Source organism: Leeuwenhoekiella palythoae, assembly GCF_020310025.1.
Classification (GTDB): domain Bacteria; phylum Bacteroidota; class Bacteroidia; order Flavobacteriales; family Flavobacteriaceae; genus Leeuwenhoekiella; species Leeuwenhoekiella palythoae.
Map to the genome: position 1 here is coordinate 923204 of NZ_CP084318.1, position 26274 is coordinate 949477.

26 protein-coding genes and 1 pseudogene are annotated in these 26274 nt (G+C 40.1%); 14 read left to right on the forward strand and 13 right to left on the reverse strand.

The window, feature by feature from the left end:
• Positions 1 to 16: 16 nt before the first annotated feature.
• A complete protein-coding gene (locus tag LDL79_RS03740; RefSeq protein WP_225599208.1) occupies positions 17 to 640 on the reverse strand; it encodes an NUDIX hydrolase N-terminal domain-containing protein in 624 nt (207 codons plus the stop codon).
• Positions 640 to 1377 carry a CDP-alcohol phosphatidyltransferase family protein gene (locus LDL79_RS03745; protein WP_084673154.1) on the reverse strand — a complete coding sequence of 246 codons (738 nt, stop codon included), beginning with the start codon at positions 1375 to 1377 and terminating at the stop codon, positions 640 to 642. The genes LDL79_RS03740 and LDL79_RS03745 overlap by 1 nt, the downstream gene beginning before the upstream one ends.
• 174 nt (positions 1378 to 1551) lie before the next feature.
• Here LDL79_RS03745 and LDL79_RS03750 point away from each other — a divergent pair, with 174 nt between their 5' ends.
• Complete coding sequence (locus tag LDL79_RS03750) at positions 1552 to 2622, forward strand: putative type IX sorting system protein PorV2 (RefSeq protein WP_225599209.1); 1071 nt, start codon at positions 1552 to 1554, stop codon at positions 2620 to 2622.
• 12 nt (positions 2623 to 2634) lie between these two features.
• On the opposite strand, the gene mnmD is transcribed toward LDL79_RS03750, so the two are convergent.
• A complete protein-coding gene (gene mnmD / locus LDL79_RS03755; RefSeq protein ID WP_225599210.1) occupies positions 2635 to 3312 on the reverse strand; it encodes a tRNA (5-methylaminomethyl-2-thiouridine)(34)-methyltransferase MnmC2 in 678 nt (225 codons plus the stop codon).
• Position 3313: 1 nt separating this feature from the next.
• Positions 3314 to 3823 (reverse strand): DUF4920 domain-containing protein, encoded by a 510-nt coding sequence (locus LDL79_RS03760; RefSeq protein ID WP_072983598.1) that lies wholly within the window; start codon positions 3821 to 3823, stop codon positions 3314 to 3316.
• Between the two features lie 103 nt (positions 3824 to 3926).
• Between LDL79_RS03760 and LDL79_RS03765 the strand changes: the two genes are divergently transcribed.
• From LDL79_RS03765 to LDL79_RS03775, 3 genes and pseudogenes are all read left to right on the forward strand, one after another.
• The gene (locus tag LDL79_RS03765; RefSeq protein WP_225599211.1) at positions 3927 to 4997 is read left to right on the forward strand and encodes a branched-chain amino acid aminotransferase; all 1071 of its coding nucleotides are present in this window, start codon (positions 3927 to 3929) and stop codon (positions 4995 to 4997) included.
• 151 nt (positions 4998 to 5148) lie between these two features.
• Positions 5149 to 6081 carry a peptidylprolyl isomerase gene (locus tag LDL79_RS03770; RefSeq protein WP_225599212.1) on the forward strand — a complete coding sequence of 311 codons (933 nt, stop codon included), beginning with the start codon at positions 5149 to 5151 and terminating at the stop codon, positions 6079 to 6081.
• Between the two features lie 154 nt (positions 6082 to 6235).
• A pseudogene (locus LDL79_RS03775) lies at positions 6236 to 6316 on the forward strand (30S ribosomal protein THX); the annotation flags it as partial.
• A gap of 111 nt (positions 6317 to 6427) precedes the next feature.
• Here the strand turns inward: LDL79_RS03775 and yaaA are convergent.
• The 6 genes from yaaA to LDL79_RS03805 all read right to left on the reverse strand — a co-directional run bounded on the left by yaaA (position 6428) and on the right by LDL79_RS03805 (position 11796).
• Complete coding sequence (yaaA, locus tag LDL79_RS03780; protein WP_225599213.1) at positions 6428 to 7192, reverse strand: peroxide stress protein YaaA; 765 nt, start codon at positions 7190 to 7192, stop codon at positions 6428 to 6430.
• Between the two features lie 137 nt (positions 7193 to 7329).
• A complete protein-coding gene (locus LDL79_RS03785; RefSeq protein ID WP_225599214.1) occupies positions 7330 to 7725 on the reverse strand; it encodes a hypothetical protein in 396 nt (131 codons plus the stop codon).
• Positions 7726 to 7751: 26 nt separating this feature from the next.
• Positions 7752 to 8447 (reverse strand): ABC transporter ATP-binding protein, encoded by a 696-nt coding sequence (locus LDL79_RS03790; protein ID WP_225599215.1) that lies wholly within the window; start codon positions 8445 to 8447, stop codon positions 7752 to 7754.
• 59 nt (positions 8448 to 8506) lie between these two features.
• A complete protein-coding gene (locus LDL79_RS03795; RefSeq protein WP_225599216.1) occupies positions 8507 to 9277 on the reverse strand; it encodes an O-methyltransferase in 771 nt (256 codons plus the stop codon).
• A 206-nt stretch (positions 9278 to 9483) separates the two neighbouring features.
• Entirely contained in the window at positions 9484 to 11358 is a 1875-nt protein-coding gene (locus LDL79_RS03800; RefSeq protein ID WP_225599929.1) for an ABC-F family ATP-binding cassette domain-containing protein, read from the reverse strand.
• Between the two features lie 51 nt (positions 11359 to 11409).
• Positions 11410 to 11796 carry a pyrophosphohydrolase domain-containing protein gene (locus tag LDL79_RS03805; RefSeq protein ID WP_167597926.1) on the reverse strand — a complete coding sequence of 129 codons (387 nt, stop codon included), beginning with the start codon at positions 11794 to 11796 and terminating at the stop codon, positions 11410 to 11412.
• Between the two features lie 320 nt (positions 11797 to 12116).
• Between LDL79_RS03805 and LDL79_RS03815 the strand changes: the two genes are divergently transcribed.
• Together LDL79_RS03815 and LDL79_RS03820 are read left to right on the forward strand one after the other, a co-directional pair.
• Positions 12117 to 13172: an SRPBCC family protein gene (locus LDL79_RS03815; RefSeq protein ID WP_225599217.1), complete on the forward strand. Its 1056-nt coding sequence runs from the start codon at positions 12117 to 12119 to the stop codon at positions 13170 to 13172.
• Between the two features lie 244 nt (positions 13173 to 13416).
• Positions 13417 to 14625 carry an MDR family MFS transporter gene (locus LDL79_RS03820; protein ID WP_225599218.1) on the forward strand — a complete coding sequence of 403 codons (1209 nt, stop codon included), beginning with the start codon at positions 13417 to 13419 and terminating at the stop codon, positions 14623 to 14625.
• Here LDL79_RS03820 and LDL79_RS03825 read toward each other — a convergent pair.
• Together LDL79_RS03825 and LDL79_RS03830 are read right to left on the reverse strand one after the other, a co-directional pair.
• A complete protein-coding gene (locus LDL79_RS03825; RefSeq protein ID WP_225599219.1) occupies positions 14615 to 16015 on the reverse strand; it encodes a hypothetical protein in 1401 nt (466 codons plus the stop codon). The genes LDL79_RS03820 and LDL79_RS03825 overlap by 11 nt on opposite strands.
• Positions 16016 to 16115: 100 nt before the next feature.
• A complete protein-coding gene (locus LDL79_RS03830; RefSeq protein ID WP_072983575.1) occupies positions 16116 to 16313 on the reverse strand; it encodes a DUF1328 domain-containing protein in 198 nt (65 codons plus the stop codon).
• 234 nt (positions 16314 to 16547) lie between these two features.
• Between LDL79_RS03830 and lipA the strand changes: the two genes are divergently transcribed.
• The 3 genes from lipA (at position 16548) to LDL79_RS03845 (ending at position 20705) form a co-directional block, all read left to right on the forward strand.
• On the forward strand, positions 16548 to 17420 hold the full coding sequence (lipA, locus tag LDL79_RS03835) for a lipoyl synthase (protein WP_167597929.1): 873 nt from the start codon (positions 16548 to 16550) through the stop codon (positions 17418 to 17420).
• Positions 17421 to 17431: 11 nt separating this feature from the next.
• Positions 17432 to 18427, forward strand: a complete 996-nt coding sequence (gap, locus tag LDL79_RS03840) for a type I glyceraldehyde-3-phosphate dehydrogenase (RefSeq protein ID WP_225599220.1) — start codon at positions 17432 to 17434, stop codon at positions 18425 to 18427.
• A 67-nt stretch (positions 18428 to 18494) separates the two neighbouring features.
• The gene (locus LDL79_RS03845) at positions 18495 to 20705 is read left to right on the forward strand and encodes a hybrid sensor histidine kinase/response regulator (RefSeq protein ID WP_225599221.1); all 2211 of its coding nucleotides are present in this window, start codon (positions 18495 to 18497) and stop codon (positions 20703 to 20705) included.
• On the opposite strand, the gene lpxK is transcribed toward LDL79_RS03845, so the two are convergent.
• Positions 20695 to 21714: a tetraacyldisaccharide 4'-kinase gene (lpxK, locus tag LDL79_RS03850; protein WP_225599222.1), complete on the reverse strand. Its 1020-nt coding sequence runs from the start codon at positions 21712 to 21714 to the stop codon at positions 20695 to 20697. The genes LDL79_RS03845 and lpxK overlap by 11 nt on opposite strands.
• Positions 21715 to 21851: 137 nt before the next feature.
• Between lpxK and LDL79_RS03855 the strand changes: the two genes are divergently transcribed.
• The 5 genes from LDL79_RS03855 to LDL79_RS03875 all read left to right on the forward strand — a co-directional run bounded on the left by LDL79_RS03855 (position 21852) and on the right by LDL79_RS03875 (position 26256).
• Complete coding sequence (locus tag LDL79_RS03855; protein WP_225599223.1) at positions 21852 to 22946, forward strand: Nif3-like dinuclear metal center hexameric protein; 1095 nt, start codon at positions 21852 to 21854, stop codon at positions 22944 to 22946.
• A 1-nt stretch (position 22947) separates the two neighbouring features.
• Complete coding sequence (locus tag LDL79_RS03860; RefSeq protein WP_072983564.1) at positions 22948 to 23727, forward strand: zinc ribbon domain-containing protein; 780 nt, start codon at positions 22948 to 22950, stop codon at positions 23725 to 23727.
• A 208-nt stretch (positions 23728 to 23935) separates the two neighbouring features.
• Positions 23936 to 24517: a peptide-methionine (S)-S-oxide reductase MsrA gene (gene msrA, locus LDL79_RS03865; protein ID WP_225599224.1), complete on the forward strand. Its 582-nt coding sequence runs from the start codon at positions 23936 to 23938 to the stop codon at positions 24515 to 24517.
• Complete coding sequence (locus LDL79_RS03870) at positions 24514 to 24948, forward strand: DUF4174 domain-containing protein (protein ID WP_225599225.1); 435 nt, start codon at positions 24514 to 24516, stop codon at positions 24946 to 24948. The genes msrA and LDL79_RS03870 overlap by 4 nt, the downstream gene beginning before the upstream one ends.
• 195 nt (positions 24949 to 25143) lie before the next feature.
• Positions 25144 to 26256, forward strand: coding sequence for an alkene reductase (locus LDL79_RS03875; protein WP_225599226.1), 1113 nt, complete (start codon positions 25144 to 25146; stop codon positions 26254 to 26256).
• Positions 26257 to 26274 lie beyond the last annotated feature (18 nt).

Sequence of the window (26274 nt, forward strand, 5' to 3'; positions counted from 1 at the left end):
ACAGCGCCTATATAATCTAATCTGAAAATACTTCGGCATCACCTTTTGAAATTGCGACTAACTTGACCAATTGCTCCTCAAGAATTCGATCTTGAGATAGTTCTGGGAGTGAATCTAAAGCAAACCAATTCACCCCACCAATATCAAAATTAGGATCAAAATCTCCGTCTACTATTTCGCATAAATAGCACAGTTTGTACACATAATGCGGTTGTGGCGGATGTGGGTAATTTCGTTTATCTAATACAGCAAGCAGACGCTTGACTTCGGCCTTAAATCCGGTTTCTTCTGCTATTTCTTTCAAGACATTTTCAGTAGGTGTAAGCCCTACATCTGCCCAACCGCCCGGAAGCGTCCATTTATCATCAACGGTTTCTTTAACCAATAGAATTTCGTCTTGAGCATTTAGGATCAGTCCGCGTACATCAACTTTAGCCGTGGGATAATCTCCTTCCGGCAGAAAAAAATCGTGAAGCTGATCAACAGGCTTATCACTCAAAATACTCATCATCTGCAAAGCAAGCTCCCGAAGTTCTTCATAACGCTCTGCGTCATAATTCTCTTTGTTGTACACAAGGCCGGCTTCTGCTAAGGATTTGACTTGTTTTATTTGGTTGAGTAGATTTTCTGAAATGTTCATTAGGTATTACGTGTAGCGATTGATATTAAAACGTAAGCGATGATAATCAAAGGTATCGCCGCAAAAGTCAACCAAAATAAAAGAATGATCGCCAAGAGTAAAAAGCCGTATCTGATCTTATTTTCTGCTAAGCCCCAACTTTTAAATTTTAGAGCAAAAAGCGGAATTTCCGCATTGAGCATATAGCAGCTCAACGCAGTTAAAGCCAGTAAAAACCAAGTATTAGTGATCAGAGTTTCGGCGATGGCGTAATCCTGAAACTGTACAATAAGCGGCAAACTCAAGATCAAAAGCGCATTGGCCGGTGTTGGCAAACCAATAAAAGAAGTAGTCTGGCGGGTATCAATATTAAATTTGGCGAGCCTGAATGCTGAAGCTAAGGTGATCGCAAAACCCAAAAACGGAAGCAGCGATAAACTCTCCCATGATAACCCTGCTTCTACCCAGCGCTCTCCAGTGTTCCAATGCTCTAATTTATGCAGCATTTGAAACATCACCATTCCCGGCACTACCCCACTGGTAACTACATCGGCCAGGGAATCTAGTTGTAGCCCAAGTTCACCTTCTACCTTAAACATTCTGGCGAAAAAACCATCAAAAAAATCAAAAAACACTCCGGCTACCACGGCATAGGCTGCATAATCTAAATGACCGGTAGCGGCAAAAAACACGCCGAGCATTCCGCAAAAAAGATTGGCCATTGTGAATGCGTTGGGTATATAGCTTTTTATATTCATTGATTAAATTGGTATTATTAGATTTAAGCTGCTGCGGATAAAAATAGCGAAAAACAATGGGCTACAAGAAAGCTTATGAAACTCCTAACGTTTTTGCATTACCAAAACCAGCAAAAAAATAATGTTTAGATTCTCAATTCATTTAAGCAACTTTACGACAAAATTTTAGCTGTATTGAAGCACTTCATTACCCTTATTCTTCTTCTTGCTTTTGGTTCTGAGACTTCAGCACAAGCGGTGCGTAAATACTCTAACGAATTTCTCAACATCGGTGTCGACGCTGCAGCCCTTGCGATGGCGAACGCGGTGACCGCTAACACTAACGACGTCAATAGCGGATATTGGAATCCCGCAGGTCTTGTAAATCTTGAAGACAATCAGTTGTCGTTGATGCACGCTAGCTATTTTGCAAATATTGCGTTATACGATTATGCCGCTTTCGCAAAGCCTTTAGACGATCGTACAGCGCTAGGGGTTTCTTTGATTCGCTTTGGTGTGGATGACATTCTCAACACGACCCAACTTATTGACGCAGACGGGAACATCGACTACAACCGGATCAGTTTATTTTCTACCGCAGATTATGCACTGACCGTCTCTATTGCTCGCGAGATGCCGGTACAAGGTCTTAACATTGGAGCAAATGCAAAAGTGATACGGCGTATCATAGGAGATTTTGCATCAAGCTGGGGTTTTGGGATTGACTTAGGCGTGCAGTACAGCGTGGGCGAATGGCACTTTGGAGCCATGGCGCGTGACATTACCACATCGGTAAATACCTGGGCGATTGACGAAGAACAATTTGCGACGATTAGTGATGCGGTTGAAGGTCAAAATCAAGAACTACCCGAAACCTTAGAGGTGACCATCCCAAAATTACAATTGGGTGTAGCACGCAATTGGCTCATTAATTACGATTATTCCATAAAAGCTGAAATCGATCTCATGATGCGCTTCGCCCAAACCAATGACCTTATCTCAAGTTCAGCAGTGAGCGCTACACCCGCAGCAGGAGTCGAATTTGGTTATACCGGAATTGTTTTCATCAGAGCCGGAGTAGGTAATTTTCAAGAAATCACTCAACTCGACGGCAGCAATCGTATAGGATTTCAACCTAACATTGGTGTAGGTTTTCAATACAAAGGGATTCATATTGATTATGCGCTAACCGATATTGGTGATCAAAGCGCTGCGATCTATTCTAATATTTTTTCACTGAAATTAGACTGGGAGTTGTTTCGATAGCAACTTATATTTTTAACCCTTTACCGCTCGAAGCATTTCGCGTTTTCCCGGAGGCCCCGGCAAGCGCTCTACAGTAAAACCGACGGCCTGCATCGCGCGACGCACGCTTCCTTTGGCGGCATATGTCACAAGTACTCCGCCTGTTTTGAGCGCCGTATACATTTTTTCGAAAATAGATTCTCCCCAAAGTTCTGGTTGCACCCGCGCACCAAACGCATCAAAATAGATCAAATCATGTTGATCAACATCGGTAATAGTTTCAAAGCGCTGTTTCCGTTTTTTAAGCTGAAATGTTTCCGTGATCGTTTCTGTTTGCTCCCAAGACGTTTGATGCATTTTTTCAAAAACAGAAGCATATGTTTCGGCTTGAGCTGCTTCTAAATAGTTGAGTTGTGCAATTTCTTCTGCAAGTACGGGATACGCTTCCACACCTTCGTAGTGAATATTTTGCTCAATTTTTTCCGCGTGAATTAACGTAAGTAAAGCATTAAGCCCCGTCCCGAAGCCAATTTCCAGAATATGCAATAGCGCAGTCTCCGGATGAAGTTCTTTCCAGAAGTCAAAACCCATTTTTAAGAATACGTGCTTTGCTTCTTGCACAGCACCGTGCATCGAGTGGTACTGCTCGTTCCATTCAGTAAGTTGAATGGTAGTAGAACCGTCACCGGTTTTAACGATTTTTCGCTCCAAATTATTGGTTGATTTTCACACCGGTTGCAGTAAAACCAAGTGTTTTCTTAGGCATAGTGATCGCCGCGATCTCTTCTTCAGATTTACCGCCATCTTTAGCATAATGTTGTAATTCTTCTACCGAAGTCTCACTCACAAAAGCCTGCCCGTGCACGACTACTTTCTTGTCTTTAATATCTTTTGGCACAAAAAAGCCATAATCTTTAAACTTGATAAAAACAGGATCAGTTGCCCCGACATCTACTTGCATCCAACATCCTTTTTTCTGACATACATCTTCCACAGGACCTTCAAAAGTTACATTGATCGTATCCCCCGGCTTTAAGTTATTGTAGATATCCCCCAGTTCAAAAGCAGATAGCGTGGTTTCATTTTTAAAATCATCACCATAAACAGCCAATTCAGAGGTCGCAACAGCTTCAGCAACTGCTACATCTTCTTGATTTGAAGCGCCTTCTTTACAAGAAATCAGACCAATACCTAAAAATGCAAATACTAAATACTTTTTCATCGTGTATATTTTATTAAAAATAGGATAGCCTGTAAATTTAATGAATTCTTGCGCACCCGGACTTTGAGAAAATGATAAATTTGTAGGATAAAATTCAACAATAATGACAGATACATTAAAAGTAACCAAGATCGCCGAGTCTAAAATCAATCAGGTTGACTTTAGTAATCTCGCTTTTGGTACCGTCTTTACAGACCATATGTTTGTTTGTGAATACAAAAACGGAAAATGGCAAACGCCTGAAATCCTTCCTTACGGTCCTCTGCAAATGGATCCTTCTGCAAAGGTTTTTCACTATGGGCAAGCCGTGTTTGAAGGCATGAAAGCCTATAAAGATGACAAGGGTGATGTATATATGTTTCGTCCTGAAGAAAATTTTAACCGAATTAATAAGTCTGGTGAGCGATTGGCAATGCCTGCTTTTGAAAAAGACTACTTTTTTGACGGCCTAAATACACTTTTAAATCTCGACAAAGATTGGATTAAACCGGGAGAGGGCAACTCGCTTTATATTCGTCCGTTTGTTATCGCTACAGAAAATGGAGTTTCTGCCTCGCCTTCAAGTGAATATAAATTTGTGATCATTTGCGCACCGGCACAAGCATATTATAGTGGTGAAGTTCGCGTATTGTTTGCTGATCATTACAGCCGTTCTGCAGATGGCGGTGTAGGTTTTGCCAAAGCTGCCGGAAACTACGCAGCGCAATTTTACCCAACGGAATTAGCAAAAGCTAAAGGCTACAACCAAGTAGTTTGGACGGATGCTAACACACACGAATATCTGGAAGAAGCAGGTACGATGAATGTGTTTTTTAGAGTAAACGACACGCTTCTGACGGCGCCTACAAACGATCGTATTCTTGACGGAATCACCCGTAAGAGTTTGATCGAATTGGCAAAAAGCCAAGGCATCAATGTAGAAGTACGCCCTGTAAAAGTTGCTGAAATTGTAGAAGCTGCCGAAAATGGCTCGCTTAAAGAAATGTTTGGTGCAGGTACTGCTGCGGTAATCTCGCCAATTTCAGGATTCACGCATAAAGAGAAAGCTTTTGATCTTCCTAAAATGGAATACTCATTTGCTACCAAGTTAAAGAAACAATTAACCGAGTTACAAGCAAATCGTGCTGAAGATCCATTTGGATGGCGTTACGAGGTGCCTGCTATTGAGGTATAAAACGTTTTTATTTCGCTTTCGCGAAAATGACACTAAAAAGCTCCTTGCAAACTATTGCAAGGAGCTTTTTTTACGCAGTAATCAGGCACACTAAGGTTTTGTGTTTGCCTACTTTAGACGTATTTTTGCACCTCATTTTTAAATTGATACGATGCAAGACGGAATATATGCTAAGTTTCACACGCCAAAAGGCGAAATACTTGTGAAATTAGAACACGAAAAAACACCGGGAACGGTAGGAAACTTTGTGGCTTTAGCCGAAGGAAACCTTGAAAACTCAGCTAAAAAACAAGGAAACCCGTATTACGACGGACTGAAATTTCACCGTGTAATTCCAGATTTTATGATTCAAGGGGGATGCCCTCAAGGAACCGGAACCGGAAATCCGGGTTACCAGTTTGATGATGAGTTTGACTCAAGCTTAAAGCACGATGCTCCCGGAAAACTCTCTATGGCAAATGCCGGGCCGGGAACAAACGGAAGTCAGTTTTTTATTACGCATACTGCCACTCCATGGTTAGACGGAAAACACACTGTTTTTGGTAGCGTAGTAGAAGGTCAAGATGTCGTAGATGCGATCGCCCAAGGTGATACTATGGATAAAGTAGAGATCATTCGCCAAGGCGCAGAAGCGGAAGGTTTTAATGCTGTTGAAGCATTTAGAACTTTTGAAGGAGCACGTGAAAGACGCATCGCTGAAGAACGCGAAAAACGCAAAGCCGAACTTGATAAATTAAGCGAAGGTTTTAAAGAAACAGAAAGCGGACTGCGTTACCAAATCATTCAAAAAGGTGATGGTAAGAAAGCTGAAAAAGGGAAAATGGTTTCTGTGCATTACAAAGGTCAGTTGGCTGACGGTACGGTATTTGACTCTTCTTATAAGAGAAAACAGCCCCTAGATTTTCAAGTAGGTGTAGGTCAAGTGATTTCTGGCTGGGATGAAGGTATTGGCTTACTTCAAGTAGGCGACAAAGCGCGTTTTGTGATTCCTTCAGATTTAGGATATGGTAGCCGCGGTGCCGGCGGTGTGATTCCACCAGATGCGATTTTAGTTTTTGACGTAGAATTGATGGACGTTAAATAAATAAGATACATTTTCTTAAGAATAGCAAAGGCTGCCTTTTTTGGGCAGCCTTTTTTTTGCTCAAATTTGAAATTAATGCGCTGAAAATATGCAGTTTGGTCTTCCGCTTATGATTGCTTATATTCCAAATAACTAATAACCAAAACAAATTAAAATGGGAAAAGGAGATCAAAAAACTAAACGTGGAAAAATTCATCGCGGCACTTACGGTAAACTAAGACCGCGGAAGAAAAAAAGCAGCGCGACTACCGCTGACGTCCCCACGAAGCAAACGGCTACCAAAACAAAAGAGGCCGACAAAGCGACCTCTGATAAAAGTTTAGCAGACAAAAAGCCGTAGAACTAATTATCTAACGAAAACCAATTCGTTTTTATCGAGATCGGAGTATTGCTCGCTGAAGCCGTACCCGTCGTAATCAAAGCCCTTGAGTTGATCTATGGTTTGCACATCCTTATCTATAATGTAGCGTACCATAGAACCCCGGGCTTTTTTTGCGTAAAAAGAGATGATCTTGAGTTTTCCGTTTTTGTAATCTTTAAACACGGGAGTAATTACAGGAACCTTCAATTTTTCAGGCTTCACCGATTTAAAATATTCGTTACTCGCAAGATTTAAAAACAGTTCGTCTTCTTTTAATTCAGCATTCAAAGCTTCAGTGATTTTATCGTCCCAAAAGTCGTACAAGTCATCATTGCGACCAGATTTCAATTTGGTTCCCATCTCCAGGCGATAGGCTTGCATCAAATCAAATGGCTTCAACACCCCATAGAGACCAGAAAGAATACGTAACGTATCTTCTAATTTATCTAGTTTTTCAGTCGGAATCGTGTACGCATCAAGACCAGTATACACATCCCCATCAAAAGCATAAACCGCGGGGCGCGCATTTTCTTTAGTAAATGGAGTGGAAAATTCTTTATAACGCTGGTAATTGAGATCAGCCAATTTATCGCTGATACTCATCAAATCTGAAATTTCAGCTTTGGTCTTACGCTCTAGCTTTTTATTCAACGTTTCGGCTTCCTCTAAAAACTGAGGCTGCGAACTTCTGGTGGTTGGCAATTTTGATTCAAAATCCAGCGACTTGGCCGGAGAAACAACTGCTTTCATATCGTTTAATTTTCACCAAAAATACGCATTCGTAAAAACGTTCTCAGTCAGTTTTGATAAGTTTTAAAAATAATAGGATTTGAATACAAAATAGTCTTTTTTGTACTATAAAAAGTCATCAATTGAATTTAAAACTCTCAGTCATTCTTTCTTCTGAGAATATAACCATAGCGAATAATTATAACACCTGCTACAAAAAAGATAAAACTATAAACAAAACCATTATCGCGTTTTAATTCATCAACGAAGATAAATTCATTTCGCTCTCGATTTGTCAAAAGTTTTAGAGAGTCAACCTTTTTTAGATTCTGAAATTGAACCCCCTTGATTCTTTTTGTATAGATCTGATTGTCATATTTAAATTTCAAAAAATAACGAGATCTATAATTAGTTTGCTTATAACAGTCAACAACTTTTACAACAACAGTTTCGTTTCTTGTTGTTAGCTTATATTGATCTATACCTTTAACTAATGAAGCTAAAGCAATCATTAGAATCAAAACACCCCCAACTACAAATTTATTTCTAATCAAAAATTACTGTGGTAAAAGTCCATTATCTATACCTCAACAGACCTGCGCACATCACTCTCGATCAATCCGTCTCTTAAACGAATTACACGATGCGCATGCTCTGCAATATCCTCTTCGTGTGTAACTAAGATCACGGTATTTCCGGCAGCGTGAATCGCATCAAAAAGGCTCATTATTTCTACTGAAGTTTTAGAGTCTAAGTTTCCGGTAGGCTCATCGGCCAGAATAATCGAAGGCTTATTGACCAAAGCCCGACCTACAGCAACACGCTGTCGCTGCCCTCCTGAGAGTTGGTTGGGTTTATGATCCATACGATCTGCAAGACCTACATCTTGCAGCACTTCTTCAGCACGTTTATGACGCTCCAGTTTCGAATACCCCGCATATACCATGGGCAAAGCAACATTGTCTAAAGCAGTCGTTCTCGGCAGTAAATTAAAGGTCTGAAATACAAAACCGATCTCTTTATTACGCACCTCAGCAAGTTCATCATCAGTCATCGCGCTCACATCCCGATTATTTAAAATATACGTCCCGGAAGTCGGTGTATCAAGACACCCCAAAAGGTTCATCAAGGTAGATTTCCCAGAACCGGAAGGCCCCATAATCGCAACATACTCTCCTTTATCAATTTGTAAATCGATGCCTTTTAAAACGTGAACGATTTCATTTCCCAACGGAAAATCACGACGAATATCTGTTATATCTATTAAGCTACTCATAGGATGACTACTCTATATTTTGAATATAAGTAGATAAATTGAGAACGGAGTTACAAAATTTATATTCTAATTTTAAAATGCTCTTCAACCTGCTCGGTTCTAAAGAATACAAAACCTAGCCAAAAGCAATCTACCGTAACGCTCACCCGAGGGTGTTGCTTGATCAACTCCCAGGCTTCCGTCATTTCTGGTGACCAATAGATATCATCAAAGATCCATACACTGTCGTTATGCGCAGTAAGCAGTAATTGCTCGAAGTAGTTTAAGGTTGCTTCCTTACTGTGATTTCCGTCGAAATAAATAAGATCAAATTTTTCTGAAATCACCTGCGGAAGCGTTTGCTTAAAATCACCTACAACAACCTCAACATTTGAAATTTCTGCGCTTTTAAAATGCTTCTGAGCCACGGCAGCGGTTTGCGGGCAACCTTCTAGCGAAGTCATTTTTGCTGTTTTAGGCAAAGCCAAAGAAACCGTGGCTAAACCTACAGAGGTTCCTAATTCTAAAATAGCGTTTGGTTTAAAATAGGTCACTACACGATAAAGCAGTTTCATTCTGGAGAAACGTGCTCCGGCGTGTTTGGCTATTTCTTTAACCGCACGATTATTGCTTTTAAAAACACGCGATCCCGCACCAAAGTCAGTTACTTCAATAACCTCATTGGATTGACGAAGTTTATTTCGATACGCTTTAAGTTGCTTTTTAGCTTCCTCTGGAGTTTTTCGGTAAAGGCATTTAGTGATAAATGTGTATACAAAAGGAGAATGCACCCCGTGTTGATTGGTTGCTTTCCGCAGAAATTGTGAATAAGCTTTAATAATGTACCACATTCTCAGTTCTTAAATTGTGTAAATTGATCTAATTATTAAATCGCTTTGTCCATCTGTTTTTCATTACCTAAACCCAACTTTCTGCACCGCGCTCTGTATCCAAAATTCACCTTTCAAATTCCAAATTGGCAATTTCTGCTATTGCTAACGTTTACCTACTGCCGAAGACGAATTTTGCACTTCGTATTTCGTACTTCTAAATTCGCCTAACCTTCCATCTTGGCGCTTAAGTCAAACCAACGCTCGGTAAATTCGTCTATTTTATCTTGAATCTGCTGCAACTCCACAGAAGCCTGTTTGATCTCATCTCCTGACAAATCAGGATTTAGAAATTCGGCTTCCTTCTTTTCCTTTTCCTTTTCAAGCTTAGCAATATCGCGCTCCAGTCGGTTGTATTCCTTTTGCTCGTTATACGAAAGTGCGCTTCCAGCTGTTTTCCAATTGTCTTTGTTGGTTTCCTTTTCCACTTTAGGCTGTGGATCTTCCTCTTGAATAACTGCCGGACCAGAATCATAGGCGCGAAAATCAGAGTAATTCCCCGGAAAATCTTCAACCACACCTTGTCCTCTAAATACAAAAAGGTGGTCAACAATCTTATCCATAAAATAACGATCGTGCGAAACCACGATCAAACATCCCGGATAATCCAGCAAGAAACTCTCAAGCACATTGAGCGTCACAATATCCAGGTCGTTAGTAGGCTCATCGAGAATTAAAAAGTTAGGATTCTGAATAAGCACCGTACATAAATATAAACGCTTACGCTCTCCTCCACTCAATTTTTCAACGAAGTCATATTGCTTTTTTCGATCAAAAAGAAAACGCTCTAAAAGCTGACCTGCAGAAATCTGACGTCCCTTTTTCAACGGAATATAATCCCCGAATTCTTTGATGACATCAATCACTTTTTGCCCGTGTTTGATCTCAATTCCCTTCTGTGTGTAATAACCAAATTGAATAGTTTCCCCAATCACGATCTTTCCGCCATCGGGTGCCATTTTCCCTGTAAGGATATTGAGAAATGTAGATTTTCCGGTTCCATTTTTACCGATAATCCCAATGCGGTCTGCCCGCTGAAAATTATAGTCAAACTTATCGAGGATCACACGATCTTTAAAGGACTTAGAAACTTTATGCAGCTCTACGATCTTACTTCCCAACCGCTCCATATTCAGCTCGAGTTGCACCTCGTGATCGTTGCGACGTTTGTGTGCGCGTTCTTTTATTTCTGCAAAATCATCGATACGTGATTTTGACTTTGTGGTACGTGCTTTGGGCTGGCGACGCATCCACTCCAGTTCCTTTTTAAAAAGCTGTTTTGCCTTCCCGGTCTCTACTTCTTCGTTAGTAATTCGGGCATCTCGTTTTTCTAGGTAATAGGCATAATTCCCTTTATAACTATACAGTTTACCTTCATCCAATTCGATGATCTCATTACACACCCGCTCTAAAAAGTAACGGTCGTGCGTTACCATAAACAGCGTGAAATTCTCTTTAGCAAAAAACTGCTCTAACCACTCGATCATCTCGAGATCTAAGTGGTTCGTAGGCTCATCAAGAATAAGCAAATCAGGTTTACTGAGCAGCATATTGGCGAGTGCCAAACGCTTTTTCTGTCCACCGCTTAACTTTTCAACCTTACGATCAAGGTCATCCAGCTTCAGCTGAAATAATATCTGCTTGTACTGTGTCTCAAAATCCCAGGCTTGATGGGCTTCCATCTGATCAAAAGTTTTCTGATACGCTTCGGTATCTTCCATATTTTGAAGCGCATGCTCATAGGCTGAAATCACATTTAAGATCTCATTATCGCTATCAAAAATGGTTTGTTCTACGGTAAGATTAGGGGCAAGATCGGGTTCCTGAGGAAGAAAAGAAATCTTGATGCCTTTGCGATATACCACCTGCCCACTGTCTGGATTCTCAGCTCCCGCCAGAATATCAAGCATCGACGTTTTACCGGTACCGTTTTTGGCCACTAAACCAATTTTCTGTCCTTCGTTAATACCAAAAGACAAATCTTTAAACAATACCCGCTCGCCAAAAGCTTTAGCGATAGACTCTACCGAAACATAATTGATTGCGCTCATAGGCTGCGAATTTAGCCTTAATAAGTGGAGAAAAAAACTAGATTAATTATCCAGAATCTTTTTAATATTTGGTTTGAAATAAGCTGGACCTTTTAAGACTTTACCGTCCTCGCGGTACACCGGTTTACCATCAGCTCCTAACTTACTCATATTGCTGCGCTGAATTTCATCAAAAACTTCTTCGATCTTATGTTGCATCCCGTGTTCTAAAATGGTTCCGCATAAGATATAAAGCATATCACCCAACGCATCGGCTACTTCGGTAAGGTCATTATTATTAGCAGCTTCTAGATATTCTTCATTCTCTTCTTTCATCAAATTGAAACGCAACAAATTTTTAGCCTCGCCCAAGTCGGCCTTTGGGGCTTCTTCAATTCCTAATCCAAAGGTGCTATGAAATTCGTGTACCGCAGCTAATCGTTTTTTCATCGTAATATTCTGTTTTAAAGACTTAATTTTGACTAAAAATACATTAAAATGTTCACTACCGGTCAATGGGTTTTTGCGGCCTTGTTCTTTATAGCTTTCGTGTTTTTTGTATCACGCAGCTATCGCAAAGACCGCAAACTTCACAAAAAAGAATACCGAGGATCTTTCTGGATTTTGATAGGTTTTATCGTTTTTGTGGCGCTGCTTTTTCTTATTAAATTAACGCTTAACAAGTAAGTTACTTTTCTTAATTCTTCTTTTGTGGGAATCTCCTACAATCCGTTTTAAATTGCTAACTTAGCTGTTAAACCCATTCCTAAATGAAAATATTAAAATACCTCTTCTTTCTACTGCTCATTGTTTTTATAGCAGGTGCTATTTATTTTGCTACCAAAGACGGCACTTATGAAATTGAAGAATCAAAAATTATTGACGCTCCTGTAAGTGTGATTTTTGATAAGGTTAATGAATATAAAACTTGGGAAACCTGGGGGCCTTGGAAACAAGAAGATCCTACAATGGTTTTTAATTATCCCGAAAAAACCAGCGGCGAGGGCGCGAGCTATTCGTGGAATGGTGAAGAAGTTGATGGTGCTATGCGAACCACTTCGGTTATCGAAGATCAACGTATTGAGCAAGACATCACTTTTATCACTCCGGGAGGAGAGCGTGAAGCGAATGTATTCTGGCAATTTGAAGAAGTAGAAGAAGGCACTAAGGTAACCTGGGGAATTAGAGGTGAACACACCTTAATGGACAAAGCCTATTTCACTCTTGGTGGTTATGATTTTGATGGTGAAATGCGCGCGATGTATGACAAAGGTCTGACTGCGTTAGACCAACTGATCAATGCTGATATGAAAGTGTACAGCATTGATGTAAGCGGCATCACACAATACAGCGGTGGTTTTTATATGTATGCCACAACAGCCACCTCGATTGAACATATTGATGAAAAAGTTATGGAGCTTATTCCACAGGTGAAATCTTTTATGGAAGGTAATAACATCACCATTCTGGGAAAACCGCTAACTATTTACAACTCTAAGGACTCTGTAAATAATAGCGCTATTATTTCAAGTGGAATTCCTACAACTTCAAGAATAGTTGTACCTGAGGACAGCGCTATTCTTTGTGGATTTTTACCGGCCTACACCGTCATAAAAACGCGACTAACCGGAAACACCAGTAATCTTGATGAAGCCTGGAAAAAAACCGAAGCTTATATGCAGGAGAACAATTATGTGGCCGCTCCCGAAAGCAGCAAATTTGAATTTTATATAGTAGGCCCTGAGGACACCCCGAATCCGGCTGAATGGGTAACCGAACTCTACCTTCCCGTACAAGTAGAAGAACTGCCAAGTGGAAGTCTTTAATTTTAATCAAAAACAAAAGCTTCTACTGAAAAAGTTTTAGTAGCTTTAACTTATCAAACGACCTTGATGCAATTAACACAGATGGTCGTCCATAAATTCTCTTAAAATGAAATTTAAAAACACATCATATCGCCTAGTAAAGGAATATCTTTTTCTTCCGGACGTGCTGTGTTGATACATAAACCTATTTTATAAACGCAAAAAGTCTGGTCTTATCGCCAGACTTTTTTTATTTAGACCCATTGTGAAACGCATTTTTACTTCTTACCTCAATACCTTTAAAGGACTATCAAAAGAAATCTGGTGGCTTGCATTGATCACGCTGGTAAATCGGGCGGGCGCAATGGTGATCCCGTTTTTATCACTATACCTCAGAGATGACTTAGGATTTAGTCTTAGCCGTGTAGGTTGGGTAATGACGTGTTTTGGGTTTGGTTCACTTTTTGGCTCTTGGCTAGGCGGAATTCTGTCTGATAAACTGGGATATTATAAAACTATCCTTATAAGTCTTATCGCTACCGGAATTGGTTTTTTAGGCTTGCAGTTCATCACTAGCTTTTGGGCGGTATGCATTGGCTTTTTTGCCTTGATCTCATTAGCAGACATGTCTCGGCCTGCTTTTTTCGTTGCCCTTAGTGCATACAGCAAACCGGAGAACAAAACGCGGTCGTTAACCTTAATTCGCCTTGCGATCAATTTAGGATTCTCAGCAGGCCCGGCTTTGGGCGGAATTATCATTGCGAGTATTGGATACTTTGGTTTATTCCTAGCAGACGGCATTACTTGTATTCTCGCCGGCTTGCTACTCATTCAAACATTGAACCCTAAAAAAGCCAAAGAAACTGATCAAGAAAAAATGATCGAAAATCCCTTAGCGCCTCACAAAGACCGTCTATATGTTATATTCCTGATCGCACTTGCTTTATTCGGAGTTGTATTTGTTCAATACTTTTCTACTGTACCGGTTTATTATAAAGAAGTTCGTTTACTTACGGAATCGCAAATTGGACTTTTGCTTGGAATGAACGGACTGATGATCTTTTTATTTGAGATGCCATTGATCGCTTTTATGGAAGCTAAAAACTGGAATCACATTTCTAATGTAATCGGCGGATTAGTTTTGACCGGACTGAGTTTTGGGTTTTTCTATTTCAGCGGTTGGAATGGTGTTTTAATACTGGGGATGGCAGTTGCTACTTTAGGCGAGATGATAGCGTTTCCATTTGGAAATGCCTTTGCCTTACGCCGAGCTAAACTGGGCAGACAAGGAGCATATATGGGATTGTACAGCATGTCTTTTTCGCTTGCGCATATTTTTGGCCATAATAGTGGGATGCAGCTTGTGGACCGCTTAGGATACAAAAGTACTTGGGCCATTATGGCTGCAATAACAGTGGTTGCTTTGCTTTTATTATTCTATGTTAAAAGAAACAAGGAATTCTCTAAAATTTAGATTTGCCCAAATAACTTTCCACGAGTTCGTTGTAGGTTGGCTTAATACGCAGCAATTCGGTTTTTGGGATTGAGTACAGCGCCTCATAATTGTCGTAGCCTTGCTTCAGCAATTCTTCTAGATAAAAATAAGCAGTATTGTCATCCCCATCAATGGCTGCTAAACTAATTATGTCTAGGTATGCCTTATCATTTTCGGGATCCAGTAACGTACGCAGTACATTAGCAAAAATGCGCTGATCAAAAAGTGCTACCCGGTTTAAGGTCAGAAAATCGGTGACAACATAGTCAATATAACCTAGCATGCGTTTAGCTACTTTTTGTTCTTTAGGCTTCGCCGAATTTTGTGCCGCAGCTCTAAATTGCTGTATACGTTCATCCCAATATCCCAGATTAGAAAAACTACCCAGCGCAAGATCTTCATCTAAAAAGTAACTAATATCATCCAGCAGCAACCCTTCTTCTATATCATCAGAACGCATATAGCGTTTTTCTTGTTTGTACGCATCAGATCTTCTCAACCCACGCTGCAGATCGCGCAACGGATCAAGATCAACATTTCCGCGGTATTCTCCTTTTAAATCTGTGGCCAACTCATAAGCATTAACGTATTCTTCTGCTAAAGTCAATTGTTTAATGGTGTTGAGATCTGTTTGATATTGACGCTGCCATACCGTATCAGAAAGCTTTTTATTTAAACGCTCATTATTGAGGTGATACAATCTATTGATCAGTGTGCCCATTAACGCTGCCGACGGCCAAGTTTTGGTTTCTTCAATAAAATAAAGCGTATTGTCATTATTGTACGCTTTCATCATATAGAAATAATCTTCCATCTGATAATAGTTAGGTGAAGCTTCACCAACCACTCCAATCGCAAGGTTTTCTTGCGCCTGATCTGCAAACCTATTTGCGAAGTATACGTCATCGATTAAAAGTAAATTAGCTTTTCCTCTTACGATGTAGGATAAGGCACTTGCTACCTGTGCACCACTCTTATGCCCTGCCAGATACACATTATTCATATCCAGAGAAACCTTTCTAAATACATCTTGCATAATATGCAGCCCCATTTTTGCATTGGCATCAAGACTGTCTAATGCTTGCGGCAAGGGTTTATTATTTGCAACGATGATATAATTTTCGCCCTGTAATGCAGATACAAAAAGTCGGGTTGCTTTAGTACCCTCCCCTTCTGAGTCAAAAATAAACAACGCGTTAGACGGATTGTTCACATCGTAGGTTGGCGGTAAATAAATAGAATATGGAATGCTTATAGAATCGTTAGCGGTCACGGTTTCGGTCACTGCTCCACGATGTAAAACTTGCTCTTGCGCTTTTAAACCGTAAACAGAGATCAAAAGAAGTAGAGCTAAAGAAAGATTACGCATAAAGTTTTTACTATTCTTATCAATAATTATGCTACAATTTAGACATAAAAAAACTGCTTTGTATTAAAGCAGTTCTAAATTCAGGAATGAAAAGGCTGATTTATGATTTTACCTGTTGCGCGATAGGCTTAGGATTCTTCTTAAATAAAAATTTGGCAAATAAAGAAACTACAAATAAATCTGCTGAAATCAGAAATAAGATACGTGCAGCTTCGGTTGCCCAAAGATCAAACCCTCCAAAACCATAAATTCCTGTTACAATCGCAATTATCAAAAAAGGAAGTGTAAATCGTTTCATAATAGAGTGTTTTTGTTTAATACTGATGTAAAAGTAGTGCGGTAGTCTTGCTTCTTATCACAACGATTTCCTAATTACCTAAATTTTAACGCAAGTACTAAAACTCTCTTAACAAGCAAATTACCCAGGACAAAATGTAAGCTTTTAAGCGTAGAAGAGACCACCAACACAAAACACAGCAGTACCTGTTATTTGAAGTACAGTTTGTATCTTTGCTGACCTAAAAGAATTGTGATGAATACTGAAACATTAGCAGCACCGGTTCATAAACCAAAACCTAAATGGTTGCGTGTAAAATTGCCCACCGGCAAGAAATACACAGAACTCAGGAGCCTCGTAGATAAGTATGATTTACACACCATCTGCACCTCCGGAAGCTGTCCAAATATGGGAGAATGCTGGAGCGAGGGAACGGCGACCTTTATGATCTTAGGTAATGTTTGCACCCGTTCTTGCGGATTCTGTGGTGTTAAAACCGGAAGGCCAGACACCTTAGATTGGGAAGAACCAGAAAAAGTGGCTCGTTCTATAAAGCTTATGAAAATTAAGCACGCGGTAATTACTTCAGTAGACCGTGATGATCTAAAAGATATGGGTTCTATAATGTGGGCTGAAACGGTCAAAGCCATCAGACGCATGAATCCTGACACTACCTTAGAAACTCTTATACCCGACTTTCAAGGAAACGAGCGCAATATTGATCGTATCGTTGAAGTGGCGCCTGAAGTGGTCTCTCATAATATGGAAACCGTAAAACGCCTCACCCGAGAAGTGCGTATACAAGCGCAATATGAGCGTAGTTTAGGCGTACTTAAATATTTAAAAGAGCAAGGCATTAGACGTACCAAATCAGGTATCATGCTAGGTCTGGGTGAGACTGAAGAAGAAGTCATTCAAACCTTAAGAGATTTACGCGATGCTGACGTAGATGTGGTGACCATTGGGCAATACCTTCAGCCTTCTAAAAAACATCTTGCGGTGAAACAATTCATCACGCCAGATCAATTTAAAAAATACGAGACTATAGGTTTAGAAATGGGCTTCCGTCACGTAGAAAGTAGTGCACTCGTGCGCTCTTCATATAAAGCTCAAAAGCACCTTAACTAGACGTATTACGCATGAGAACTATCAAAATCGGGATCAACGGTTTTGGACGCATCGGTCGGAGACTCTTTCGACTTTTGCACGAGCATCCACAAATTGAAGTAGTCGCCATAAACGACAAAGCCAATGGTGCAACTTTAGCGCATCTGCTTAAATACGACAGTATTCACGGCATTTTTCCGCCGAAAATTAGCTATCAAGATGCTGCCCTCTATGTCGATCAACAAGTAGCTCACCTTTATCAGGAGTCTGATCCGGGACGCATTCCTTGGAAAAATCACGATCTGGATCTCATCGTTGAAGCTACTGGTAAGTTTAAAACCGAAGAAGCGCTTCTTCCACATCTTGAGGCTGGCGCCCCAAAAGTTATTTTGAGTGTTCCACCGGCAGATGATCATATTAAAACGATTGTGCTTGGTGTAAATGACACCTTGCTTGATGGTAGTGAGCGTATCATTTCTAATGCGAGTTGCACCACCAACAATGCCGCCCCAATGATTAAAGTGGTAAATGATTTATGCGGAATTAAGCAGGCGTATATTACCACAGTACATTCATACACTACAGATCAAAGTTTGCACGATCAGCCGCACGCAGACTTAAGACGCGCGCGAGCTGCAGGGCAATCTATTGTACCCACCACCACTGGTGCCGCAAAAGCGCTTACTAAAATTTTTCCAGATTTAAGCGAAGTAATTGGTGGCTGCGGAATTCGGGTACCGGTGCCTAACGGATCTTTAACTGACCTTACCTTAAATGTCGATCGCGAAACTACAATTGAGGAAATTAACGCTGCTTTTGAATACGCGGCTTCACATGAACTCAAAGGCATTTTAGAGTTTACAAATGTTCCTTTAGTTTCTATTGATATTGTAGGAAATACCCACTCGGTGATTGTAGACGCTCAAATGACCTCTGTGATTGGTAACTTGGTGAAACTCATAGGTTGGTACGATAATGAGACCGGTTACTCTTCAAGATTGATTGATCTCATTCTTAAAATCTCTTAAAAATTCTTAAAGTTTTCTGTAGATATTCTATCAAAGTGTCTATATTAGTGACTTAATGCGTCAAAAAATGCTGATCGACAGAAAACTACTTGTCGTCTTATTTACCCTAATTTCCGTGGTCTGTTTTGGTCAACAATCAAGCAGATCTGAAAACGTACAGAACATTCAGATTGATTCGCTTTTACTGGGCGGAATCTACGCAATGGAGCAGGCAGATTTTGAATCAGCGATCGTCAATATCAAAAAAGCCGAAGCCCTTTCGATAAAATCATTGAATCAAAGTGGCGAAGCGATTAGCAACCAATTACTTTCTAAAATTTATTTTGAGCGCGGCGATCCTAAGCTCGCTACTCCGCTTATTCTTAATGCAATTAAACTGCACCAAGAACTTCAAGAATTAGACAATCTGGGGCAAGACTATTTGATTTACAGTCAAATCCTATCTAAAACCGGAAATTACGAGCGTGCATTACCCTTTTTAGAAAATGCCGCATTAATTTTTGAAAGCACGCGTGATGAGGACTCCAGAGTACAATTGGCTACGACCTATTTGTATGAGGGCAACATTTTGCAGGAACTCAAAAACAATGAAGAAGCCCTATTAAAATATCAGCAAGCCGAAGCGATTTTAAACAAAACAAAGGGCAAACACAGTTATTTGCTTTGCCGCGTTTTTTTACAACAGGGCAGAATGAATTTCCTGCTCAATCAGTTGGATACTGCTTTGTCGTATGCTAACAAAGCACACGAACTCAGTTTAAATAATAATTACCCGCAGCTTGAAGTTGATGGATTGAATTTATTGAGCACCATTTATTCCGCGCGGCAAGAATTTGAGGAAGCCTTCAGCTACCTTTCTTTATACAATCAAAAACGCAGCAGTTATTTTGGTGAAAACAATTCAACTGCAAAAAATGTAGCTATTCGCAATGCGTTGCTCGCCAATATCAATGCTGATGATTACGACCCGGCAAAACGGGTTCAGGCTAATAAGATCACAACCGTACTCATTATTGCGCTGTTTACTATTTTGTGTCTTTTAGCACTTTCTCTTTATAAGAACAATAATTTACGTGCTAAGGCAAACGAGTTGCTACAAGCTAAAAACGCCGAACTGATGATCGCCAAAGAAAATGCCGAGAAGGCTTCTGTGGTTAAGGCGCAGTTTTTATCTACGATCACGCACGAACTTCGTACTCCTATGTATGCAGTAACCGGACTCACGCATTTACTTTTAAGTGAAAATCCTACCGAAGAGCAAAAGAAGCATCTTGATTCCTTAAAATTTTCAGGAGAATATTTACTCTCGCTCATCAATAACATTCTTGACCTCAACAAGCTTGAGGCCGATAAGGTTGAAGTTGAACAAGCAACCTTTAATCTACGTAAACGTGTAGATGATGTACTGTTTGCTTTGGAGCGTTCGGCGCAAGAAAAAGGCAACAAGCTCAACCTGGAATATGATGAAGAAATTCCTGATCAGATCATTGGTGACCCATTAATGATTTCGCAGATTCTTATCAATTTGATCGGTAACGGAAATAAATTTACCAGAGACGGGGATATTTTTATTCGCATCAAGCAATTGAGCAGTAATGATAGTCAAACCTATCTTCATTTTGAAGTTGAAGATACCGGAGAAGGTATCAGCAAGAAAAAACAGAAAGATATCTTCCAGAATTTCACTCAAGGTTCGGTACAGATCAATCGAAAATTTGGCGGTACCGGTTTAGGACTTTCTATTGTTAAGCGCCTGCTCACCCTTCAAAAAAGTAAAATTGAACTGGAAAGCACGCTTGGAAAAGGCTCTAAATTCTTCTTTGACATCAAGTATGGCCTGGCCAAAAGCAAAACTAACGAAACCGAAGAGCGCGTGTACGAGATAGATTACGAGGCCCTAAAAGGCAAAAAGCTGTTGGTGGTTGAAGACAACAAGATCAACCAAATGATCACCCGCAAAATTCTTGAAAAAAATGAGATGATGTGCGAAGTGGCAGACAATGGTGAAATCGCTATTGAAAAAGTACGCTTTGAGAACTTTGACTTGGTTTTAATGGATATTCATATGCCGGGAATAAGTGGTATCGAAGCGACTCAGAAAATACGCGAATTCAACAAAGACCTGCCTATTCTAGCCTTAACAGCGGTAACCATTGAAGAAAATATAGACGATTTTTATCTGGCCGGTTTCAACGACATCATCCCGAAACCTTATAAGGTAGAGGAATTCTTCTTTAAAATCCATAATGCCTTAAAACGTAAAAACGTTATTCTTTAGGGACCTGCTGCTTCACAAAATTTAGCAGATCATTGTTGAAACGTTCCGTTTCTTTTAAAAACTGCATTTCAATAGGCACATACAGCAACGTAGCTTTATGCAATTTGCCGTTTAAGCGCATATAGTCTTTTTCGGTGGTAAGTATGACTTCGTGCTGATCTAAAGCGTGTAGTTCTTTAGGAGTAAAATTATGATGATCCTTAAACCGAAGCGCTTCAAAGTTCAAGTTTTTCCCTTTTAAAAAGTCAAAAAAAGGCTCTGGTTTCGCGATACCGGTTACCACTGTAATTTTCTTATTACGCAAGGTACTATAGTCTGTAAAAGCTGGGTTTCCTTGAATTTCACCATAACCAATGCTACTAAAATATACCGGAGCATTACTATAAGCTCCAATCTTCATTTGTATCGCTTGCATCCCCCTTTCTCCTAAACTTGAAGGGCATTTAGTAACAACAATACAATGCGCTCGGGAAGCTCCTTCTCTTGACTCTCTTAAATTCCCTGCCGGAAGCACCAGATCTTTGTAAAACAAATCATTATACGCCGTAAGCATAATCAGGTATCCAGGCTGTACCTTTCTGTGCTGAAAAACATCATCTAAAACCACTACCTCAGGTTTTGGAGTTTGCTGCATCAACTTGGCGATACCGGTTTGACGATCTTCGCAAACAGCAACAGCTACCTGCTCAAATTTTATAGCAAACTGCAAAGGTTCATCCCCTACTTCGCTAGCGTGATCCTTCGGGGTGACGAGCAAAAAACCTTTGGTAGATCTGCCATATCCTCTACTTAAGGTCGCCAGACGATACTCCTCCTTTAAAAGATGCAGCACATACTCAGTCATTGGTGTTTTTCCGGTACCGCCAACACTTAAATTACCAATACCAATCACCGGAAAATCATAAGATCTTTGTTCGAATATTCCCTTTTCAAATAGGTAATTGCGTACTCGGGTAACCCCGTCGTAAGGCACCGAAAAAGGCCAGAGTATTTTTCGCAAGTCTTTCACAACGCCGAAGGTATTACTTTTTAAACTTTTGAACGCGTGACTTATTTGTTAACCCTGACAAAACAAGATTTAGCAATAAAATAAGTAGCTTCACTTATCGCAATCTTTACCTTTACCACTTATTAGAATTACGAGTTATGACCATTAAAGACGTCGCACAAACCCTTGAAGAATTTGCTCCCCTCGCCAATGCCGAAGATTTTGACAATGTAGGTCTTCTGCTGGGAAACTATCATACGCAAGTTACCGGTATTCTGGTTACTCTTGACACGCTTGAACAAACTATAGATGAAGCCATTGCTAAAAACTGCAACTTGATCGTAAGTTTTCATCCTATAATTTTTAGCGGACTCAAGAAGATCACCGGTAAAAATTATGTAGAACGTGTGGTGCTTAAAGCGATCCAAAATGACATTGCTATTTACGCCATTCATACCGCGCTTGACAATATGCCACATGGTGTGAGTAAAGGGATGTGCGATGCGCTAAATCTAGAGCAGCGCAAGATCTTAATTCCTAAAAAAGGAGCTATTAAAAAACTCACGACCTATGTACCCAAAAATGAGGTGATCACTGTTAGAGAAGCACTTTTTAAAGCAGGAGCCGGAAACATTGGCAATTATGAAGAGTGTAGTTTTAGCACCAAAGGTAAAGGTACTTTTAAAGGCAATGAACATAGCAATCCCAGCGTTGGAAATCGCGGCGAACTGCATATTGAAAAAGAAGTGCAACTCAATATTACATTTGAAGCACGCCTGCAATCACGAATCTTAAGCGCACTTTTTGCAGCGCATTCGTACGAAGAAGTAGCCTATGAAATCACCACTTTAGACAATGCCAATCAAAATATTGGGATGGGAATGATTGGAGAATTACCTAAAGCGCTTGAGGAATTAGACTTTTTAAATCAAGTCAAAAAAGCATTTCATGCTGAAGGAATTCGGTATTCTGCTTTGCGCGGTCAACCTGTAAAAAAGGTCGCTGTTTTAGGAGGAAGCGGAAGTTTTGCAATTGACGCCGCTAAAGCTGCCGGAGCAGATGCGCTGATCACCGCAGATCTTAAATACCATCAGTTTTATCAAGCTGAAGGTCAAATCGTTTTAGCTGATATTGGGCATTATGAAAGCGAGCAATACACAAAAAATATTTTGACCAACTTTCTTACGAAAAAATTTACTAATTTTGCAGTCGTTTTATCAGACGAAAACACCAATCCTATTAAGTATTTATAATATGGCAAAAAAGACCGAAGCAACTGTAGAAGAGAAACTCAGAGCATTGTATGACCTACAGCTGATACACTCTCGCGTTGATACCATACGCAACGTGCGTGGTGAGCTTCCTTTAGAAGTAGAAGATCTTGAAGATGAAGTTGCAGGATTAAATACCCGACTTGACAAATTAGGTGGTGAGTTAAGCTTAATCGACGATCAGATTAAAGCTAAAAAAATTCTTATTGAAGACGCAAAAGCTGCTATCAAGAAATATACTGAACAGCAAAAAAATGTGCGTAACAACAGAGAGTACAACTCGCTAAGTAAGGAAATTGAATTTCAAGAGTTAGAAATTCAACTTGCTGAAAAAAATATCAGAGAATTCCGTGCGCAGATCGAACAGAAAAACGAAGTGATCGATTCTACTAAAGAACGTCTTGACGAGCGCAAAAAGCACTTGAAGCACAAAAAAGACGAGCTTGATGAGATCTTAGCTGAAACGGAAAAAGAAGAACAAGCACTTCTTGAAAAAGGAGAAAGCTACGAAGAGCAAATTGATGAGCGTCTTGTAAAAGCTTACAAGCGTATTCGCTCTAACGTACGCAATGGTCTTGCCGTTGTTGCAATTGAGCGTGGTGCATCTGGAGGTTCTTTCTTTACGATCCCACCACAAGTACAAGTGGAAATCGCAGGTCGTAAAAAGATCATTACTGATGAGCATAGTGGTCGTATCTTAGTAGACGAGGAACTTGCAAAAGAAGAATCAGAAAAAATGGAAGCTATTTTTGCGAAACTTTAATCGCTTCACATTATAATACAGACTAAGCCCCGATCCTATCGGGGCTTTTTTATTTTAAGAGTTTAACAGGACCTTAGCAGCCCAGCGCGACCCTTCTCGTTATATTTAAGTAGAAAATCATGCTATGCGCTTTATAACGAGCTACATTGTATTAATAACGCTATGCCTAAGCTGTAAGAACACTACTTCTTTAGAAAGTGATCAAAGGATGGCTAAGCTACCTCCGGTGCAAACGCAACCTGTGGAGGGCTATGAACGTGCTTATTTTGCAAGCGGTTGCTTTTGGTGTGTAGAAGCGATTTTTGAGAACATCAAAGGAGTTAAGGAAGCCGTAAGCGGCTATAGCGGTGGTTTTGAAGAACACCCCACCTACAAAGAAGTAAGCTACGGAAAAACGAACCACGCCGAAGCCATAGAAGTATTTTATAATCCTGACACGGTAAGTTATCGCAATTTAGTCATTGCCTTCTTTGGATCACACGATCCCACGGCACTGTATCGTCAAGGTCCTGATCGCGGCAAACAGTATCGCTCTATAGCCTTCTATCAAAACGAAAAAGAAAAACGCATTATTGATAGCATATTCACACAGCTCAATGAAACCGTTTATGATGGTGAAATCGTGACTCAAGTATTGCCTTTTCAAAAATTCTGGGAGGCCGAAGCCTATCATCAGGATTACGAGCGTAAGCACCCTAACGATCCCTATATAATTGGGGTTTCAATACCCAGACTTAACCGATTTAAAAAACAATTTCCTGACCTTTTAAAAGACCAAGCACATTTATGAAAACCCTCACCAATATCTCTTTAGTTTTATTTGCGCTGACTGCTTCTGCACAAAACGACTTTTCTAAATACAAATGGCGCAACCGCATTGTGGTTTTTTCTACCACCAGCCTCGAGACGGAAAGTTTTGTCACCCACTGGCAACACATGAAAAATGCGACCAAAAAAATAGAGGACCGCAATATTCTGCTTTTTGTTTTAGCTAAAGGACGGCTGTACGATAAAGACTTAAAGGTGGTTTCAGGCTTTCAAGTTGGGCCGTTACGCCAAAAATATCAGATCCCAAATACTTATGAAGGCATTACACTTATAGGAAAAGATGGCGGAGTGAAGTTTCAAAAAACCTTTCCGCTTGATGTGAAAATCATTTTTGAGACCATAGATCAGATGCCTATGCGCAAAAGTGAAATGCGCGAAAACATTGACGATTAAATAGCTACTCCAAACCTTTTGAAGCCTTTATGGCTCACATAACCAATCGTTTATTCCAAATCAAAATAGATTTTATAAAAGGTTTAACAGCCCAAACTGTTAGGGCTTTTACTCCGATTAGACCAAAAAAGCAATTAAAAATAAACTAGGAATTGCAGCACTAATAATTGTTGCTTCCGCAGAAAAAGAAAAATTATGAAAACTGATCAACCTTTATTACAATCTTTTAAACTAGGTGCAACTACCTTAAAAAATCGTGTCGTAATGGCACCTATGACGCGTAGTCGCGCTGATAATCCTGAGAATGCGCCTACTGACATGCACGTAGAATATTACACGCAACGCGCTAGTGCCGGGCTAATCATTACTGAAGGCTCACAAGTTTCTCCTCAGGCTGTAGGTTACATTCATACGCCGGGGATTCATTCTGCAGCGCAGGTTGCCGGTTGGAAAAAAGTGGTTGATGCTGTACACGCCGAAGATGGTAAGATCTTTATTCAATTATGGCACGTAGGTCGTATGTCACACCCTGATTTTCATAATGGTGACAAGCCACTCGCTCCATCTGCAGTAAACCCTAATGCTAAAGCCTTTACTTCTGAAGGTTTCAAAGACACCGTTGAACCTAAAGCGATGACGCTTGAAGATATTCAACAAACGCAAGATGACTTTGTAACTGCTGCTAAAAACGCAATGGAAGCCGGTTTTGATGGCGTTGAAATTCACAGTTCTAACGGTTATTTATTCCATCAGTTTTTTAATAAAAATTCTAATGTGCGTACAGACAACTATGGTGGAAGCATTGAAAATAAAGCCCGTTTCTTTTTTGAAACCTTAGATAAAGTCAAAGCGGTGATGCCCGAAAATAAAATAGGTGTGCGTCTTAATCCGTCACTAAATGGAGTGTTTGGTATTGATGCAACAGAAGAAACCATTCCTACTTTTGACTATATCGTAGAGCGTCTCAATAATTACGACTTGGCCTATTTGCACCTTTCTGAACCGTTCACAGATGTTAGTGATATCGACTTTCTTGAAACAGAAATCGCGAAGCACTATCGCCCAAAATACCACGGAAATTTAATGATCAATGCAAATTTTGATCAAGAGAGCGGTAATGCGGTGATCAAAGAAGGAAATGCAGATCTTGTAGCCTACGGAAAACTTTATATTTCCAATCCAGATCTTGTAGAACGCTTTGCAATCAAAGCCCCAACAGCCGAATGGGACCAAGATACGTTCTACACACAAGGAGAAAAAGGATATACTGATTATCCTAAGTATAACGTGCAAGCGCAAGAAGCTTAGACATTTAAAGTTTTGTTA

Bases quoted from the DNA above. Each gene is read 5' to 3' on its own strand.
- LDL79_RS03740 (WP_225599208.1), bottom strand. From the start codon at position 640: ATGAACATTTCAGAAAATCTACTCAACCAAATAAAACAAGTCAAATCC.
- LDL79_RS03745 (WP_084673154.1), bottom strand. From the start codon at position 1,377: ATGAATATAAAAAGCTATATACCCAACGCATTCACAATGGCCAATCTT.
- LDL79_RS03760 (WP_072983598.1), bottom strand. From the start codon at position 3,823: ATGAAAAAGTATTTAGTATTTGCATTTTTAGGTATTGGTCTGATTTCT.
- LDL79_RS03765 (WP_225599211.1), top strand. From the start codon at position 3,927: ATGACAGATACATTAAAAGTAACCAAGATCGCCGAGTCTAAAATCAAT.
- LDL79_RS03770 (WP_225599212.1), top strand. From the start codon at position 5,149: ATGCAAGACGGAATATATGCTAAGTTTCACACGCCAAAAGGCGAAATA.
- yaaA (WP_225599213.1), bottom strand. From the start codon at position 7,192: ATGAAAGCAGTTGTTTCTCCGGCCAAGTCGCTGGATTTTGAATCAAAA.
- LDL79_RS03790 (WP_225599215.1), bottom strand. From the start codon at position 8,447: ATGAGTAGCTTAATAGATATAACAGATATTCGTCGTGATTTTCCGTTG.
- LDL79_RS03795 (WP_225599216.1), bottom strand. From the start codon at position 9,277: ATGTGGTACATTATTAAAGCTTATTCACAATTTCTGCGGAAAGCAACC.
- LDL79_RS03805 (WP_167597926.1), bottom strand. From the start codon at position 11,796: ATGAAAAAACGATTAGCTGCGGTACACGAATTTCATAGCACCTTTGGA.
- LDL79_RS03815 (WP_225599217.1), top strand. From the start codon at position 12,117: ATGAAAATATTAAAATACCTCTTCTTTCTACTGCTCATTGTTTTTATA.
- LDL79_RS03825 (WP_225599219.1), bottom strand. From the start codon at position 16,015: ATGCGTAATCTTTCTTTAGCTCTACTTCTTTTGATCTCTGTTTACGGT.
- LDL79_RS03830 (WP_072983575.1), bottom strand. From the start codon at position 16,313: ATGAAACGATTTACACTTCCTTTTTTGATAATTGCGATTGTAACAGGA.
- lipA (WP_167597929.1), top strand. From the start codon at position 16,548: ATGAATACTGAAACATTAGCAGCACCGGTTCATAAACCAAAACCTAAA.
- gap (WP_225599220.1), top strand. From the start codon at position 17,432: ATGAGAACTATCAAAATCGGGATCAACGGTTTTGGACGCATCGGTCGG.
- LDL79_RS03845 (WP_225599221.1), top strand. From the start codon at position 18,495: ATGCTGATCGACAGAAAACTACTTGTCGTCTTATTTACCCTAATTTCC.
- LDL79_RS03855 (WP_225599223.1), top strand. From the start codon at position 21,852: ATGACCATTAAAGACGTCGCACAAACCCTTGAAGAATTTGCTCCCCTC.
- LDL79_RS03860 (WP_072983564.1), top strand. From the start codon at position 22,948: ATGGCAAAAAAGACCGAAGCAACTGTAGAAGAGAAACTCAGAGCATTG.
- msrA (WP_225599224.1), top strand. From the start codon at position 23,936: ATGGCTAAGCTACCTCCGGTGCAAACGCAACCTGTGGAGGGCTATGAA.
- LDL79_RS03870 (WP_225599225.1), top strand. From the start codon at position 24,514: ATGAAAACCCTCACCAATATCTCTTTAGTTTTATTTGCGCTGACTGCT.
- LDL79_RS03875 (WP_225599226.1), top strand. From the start codon at position 25,144: ATGAAAACTGATCAACCTTTATTACAATCTTTTAAACTAGGTGCAACT.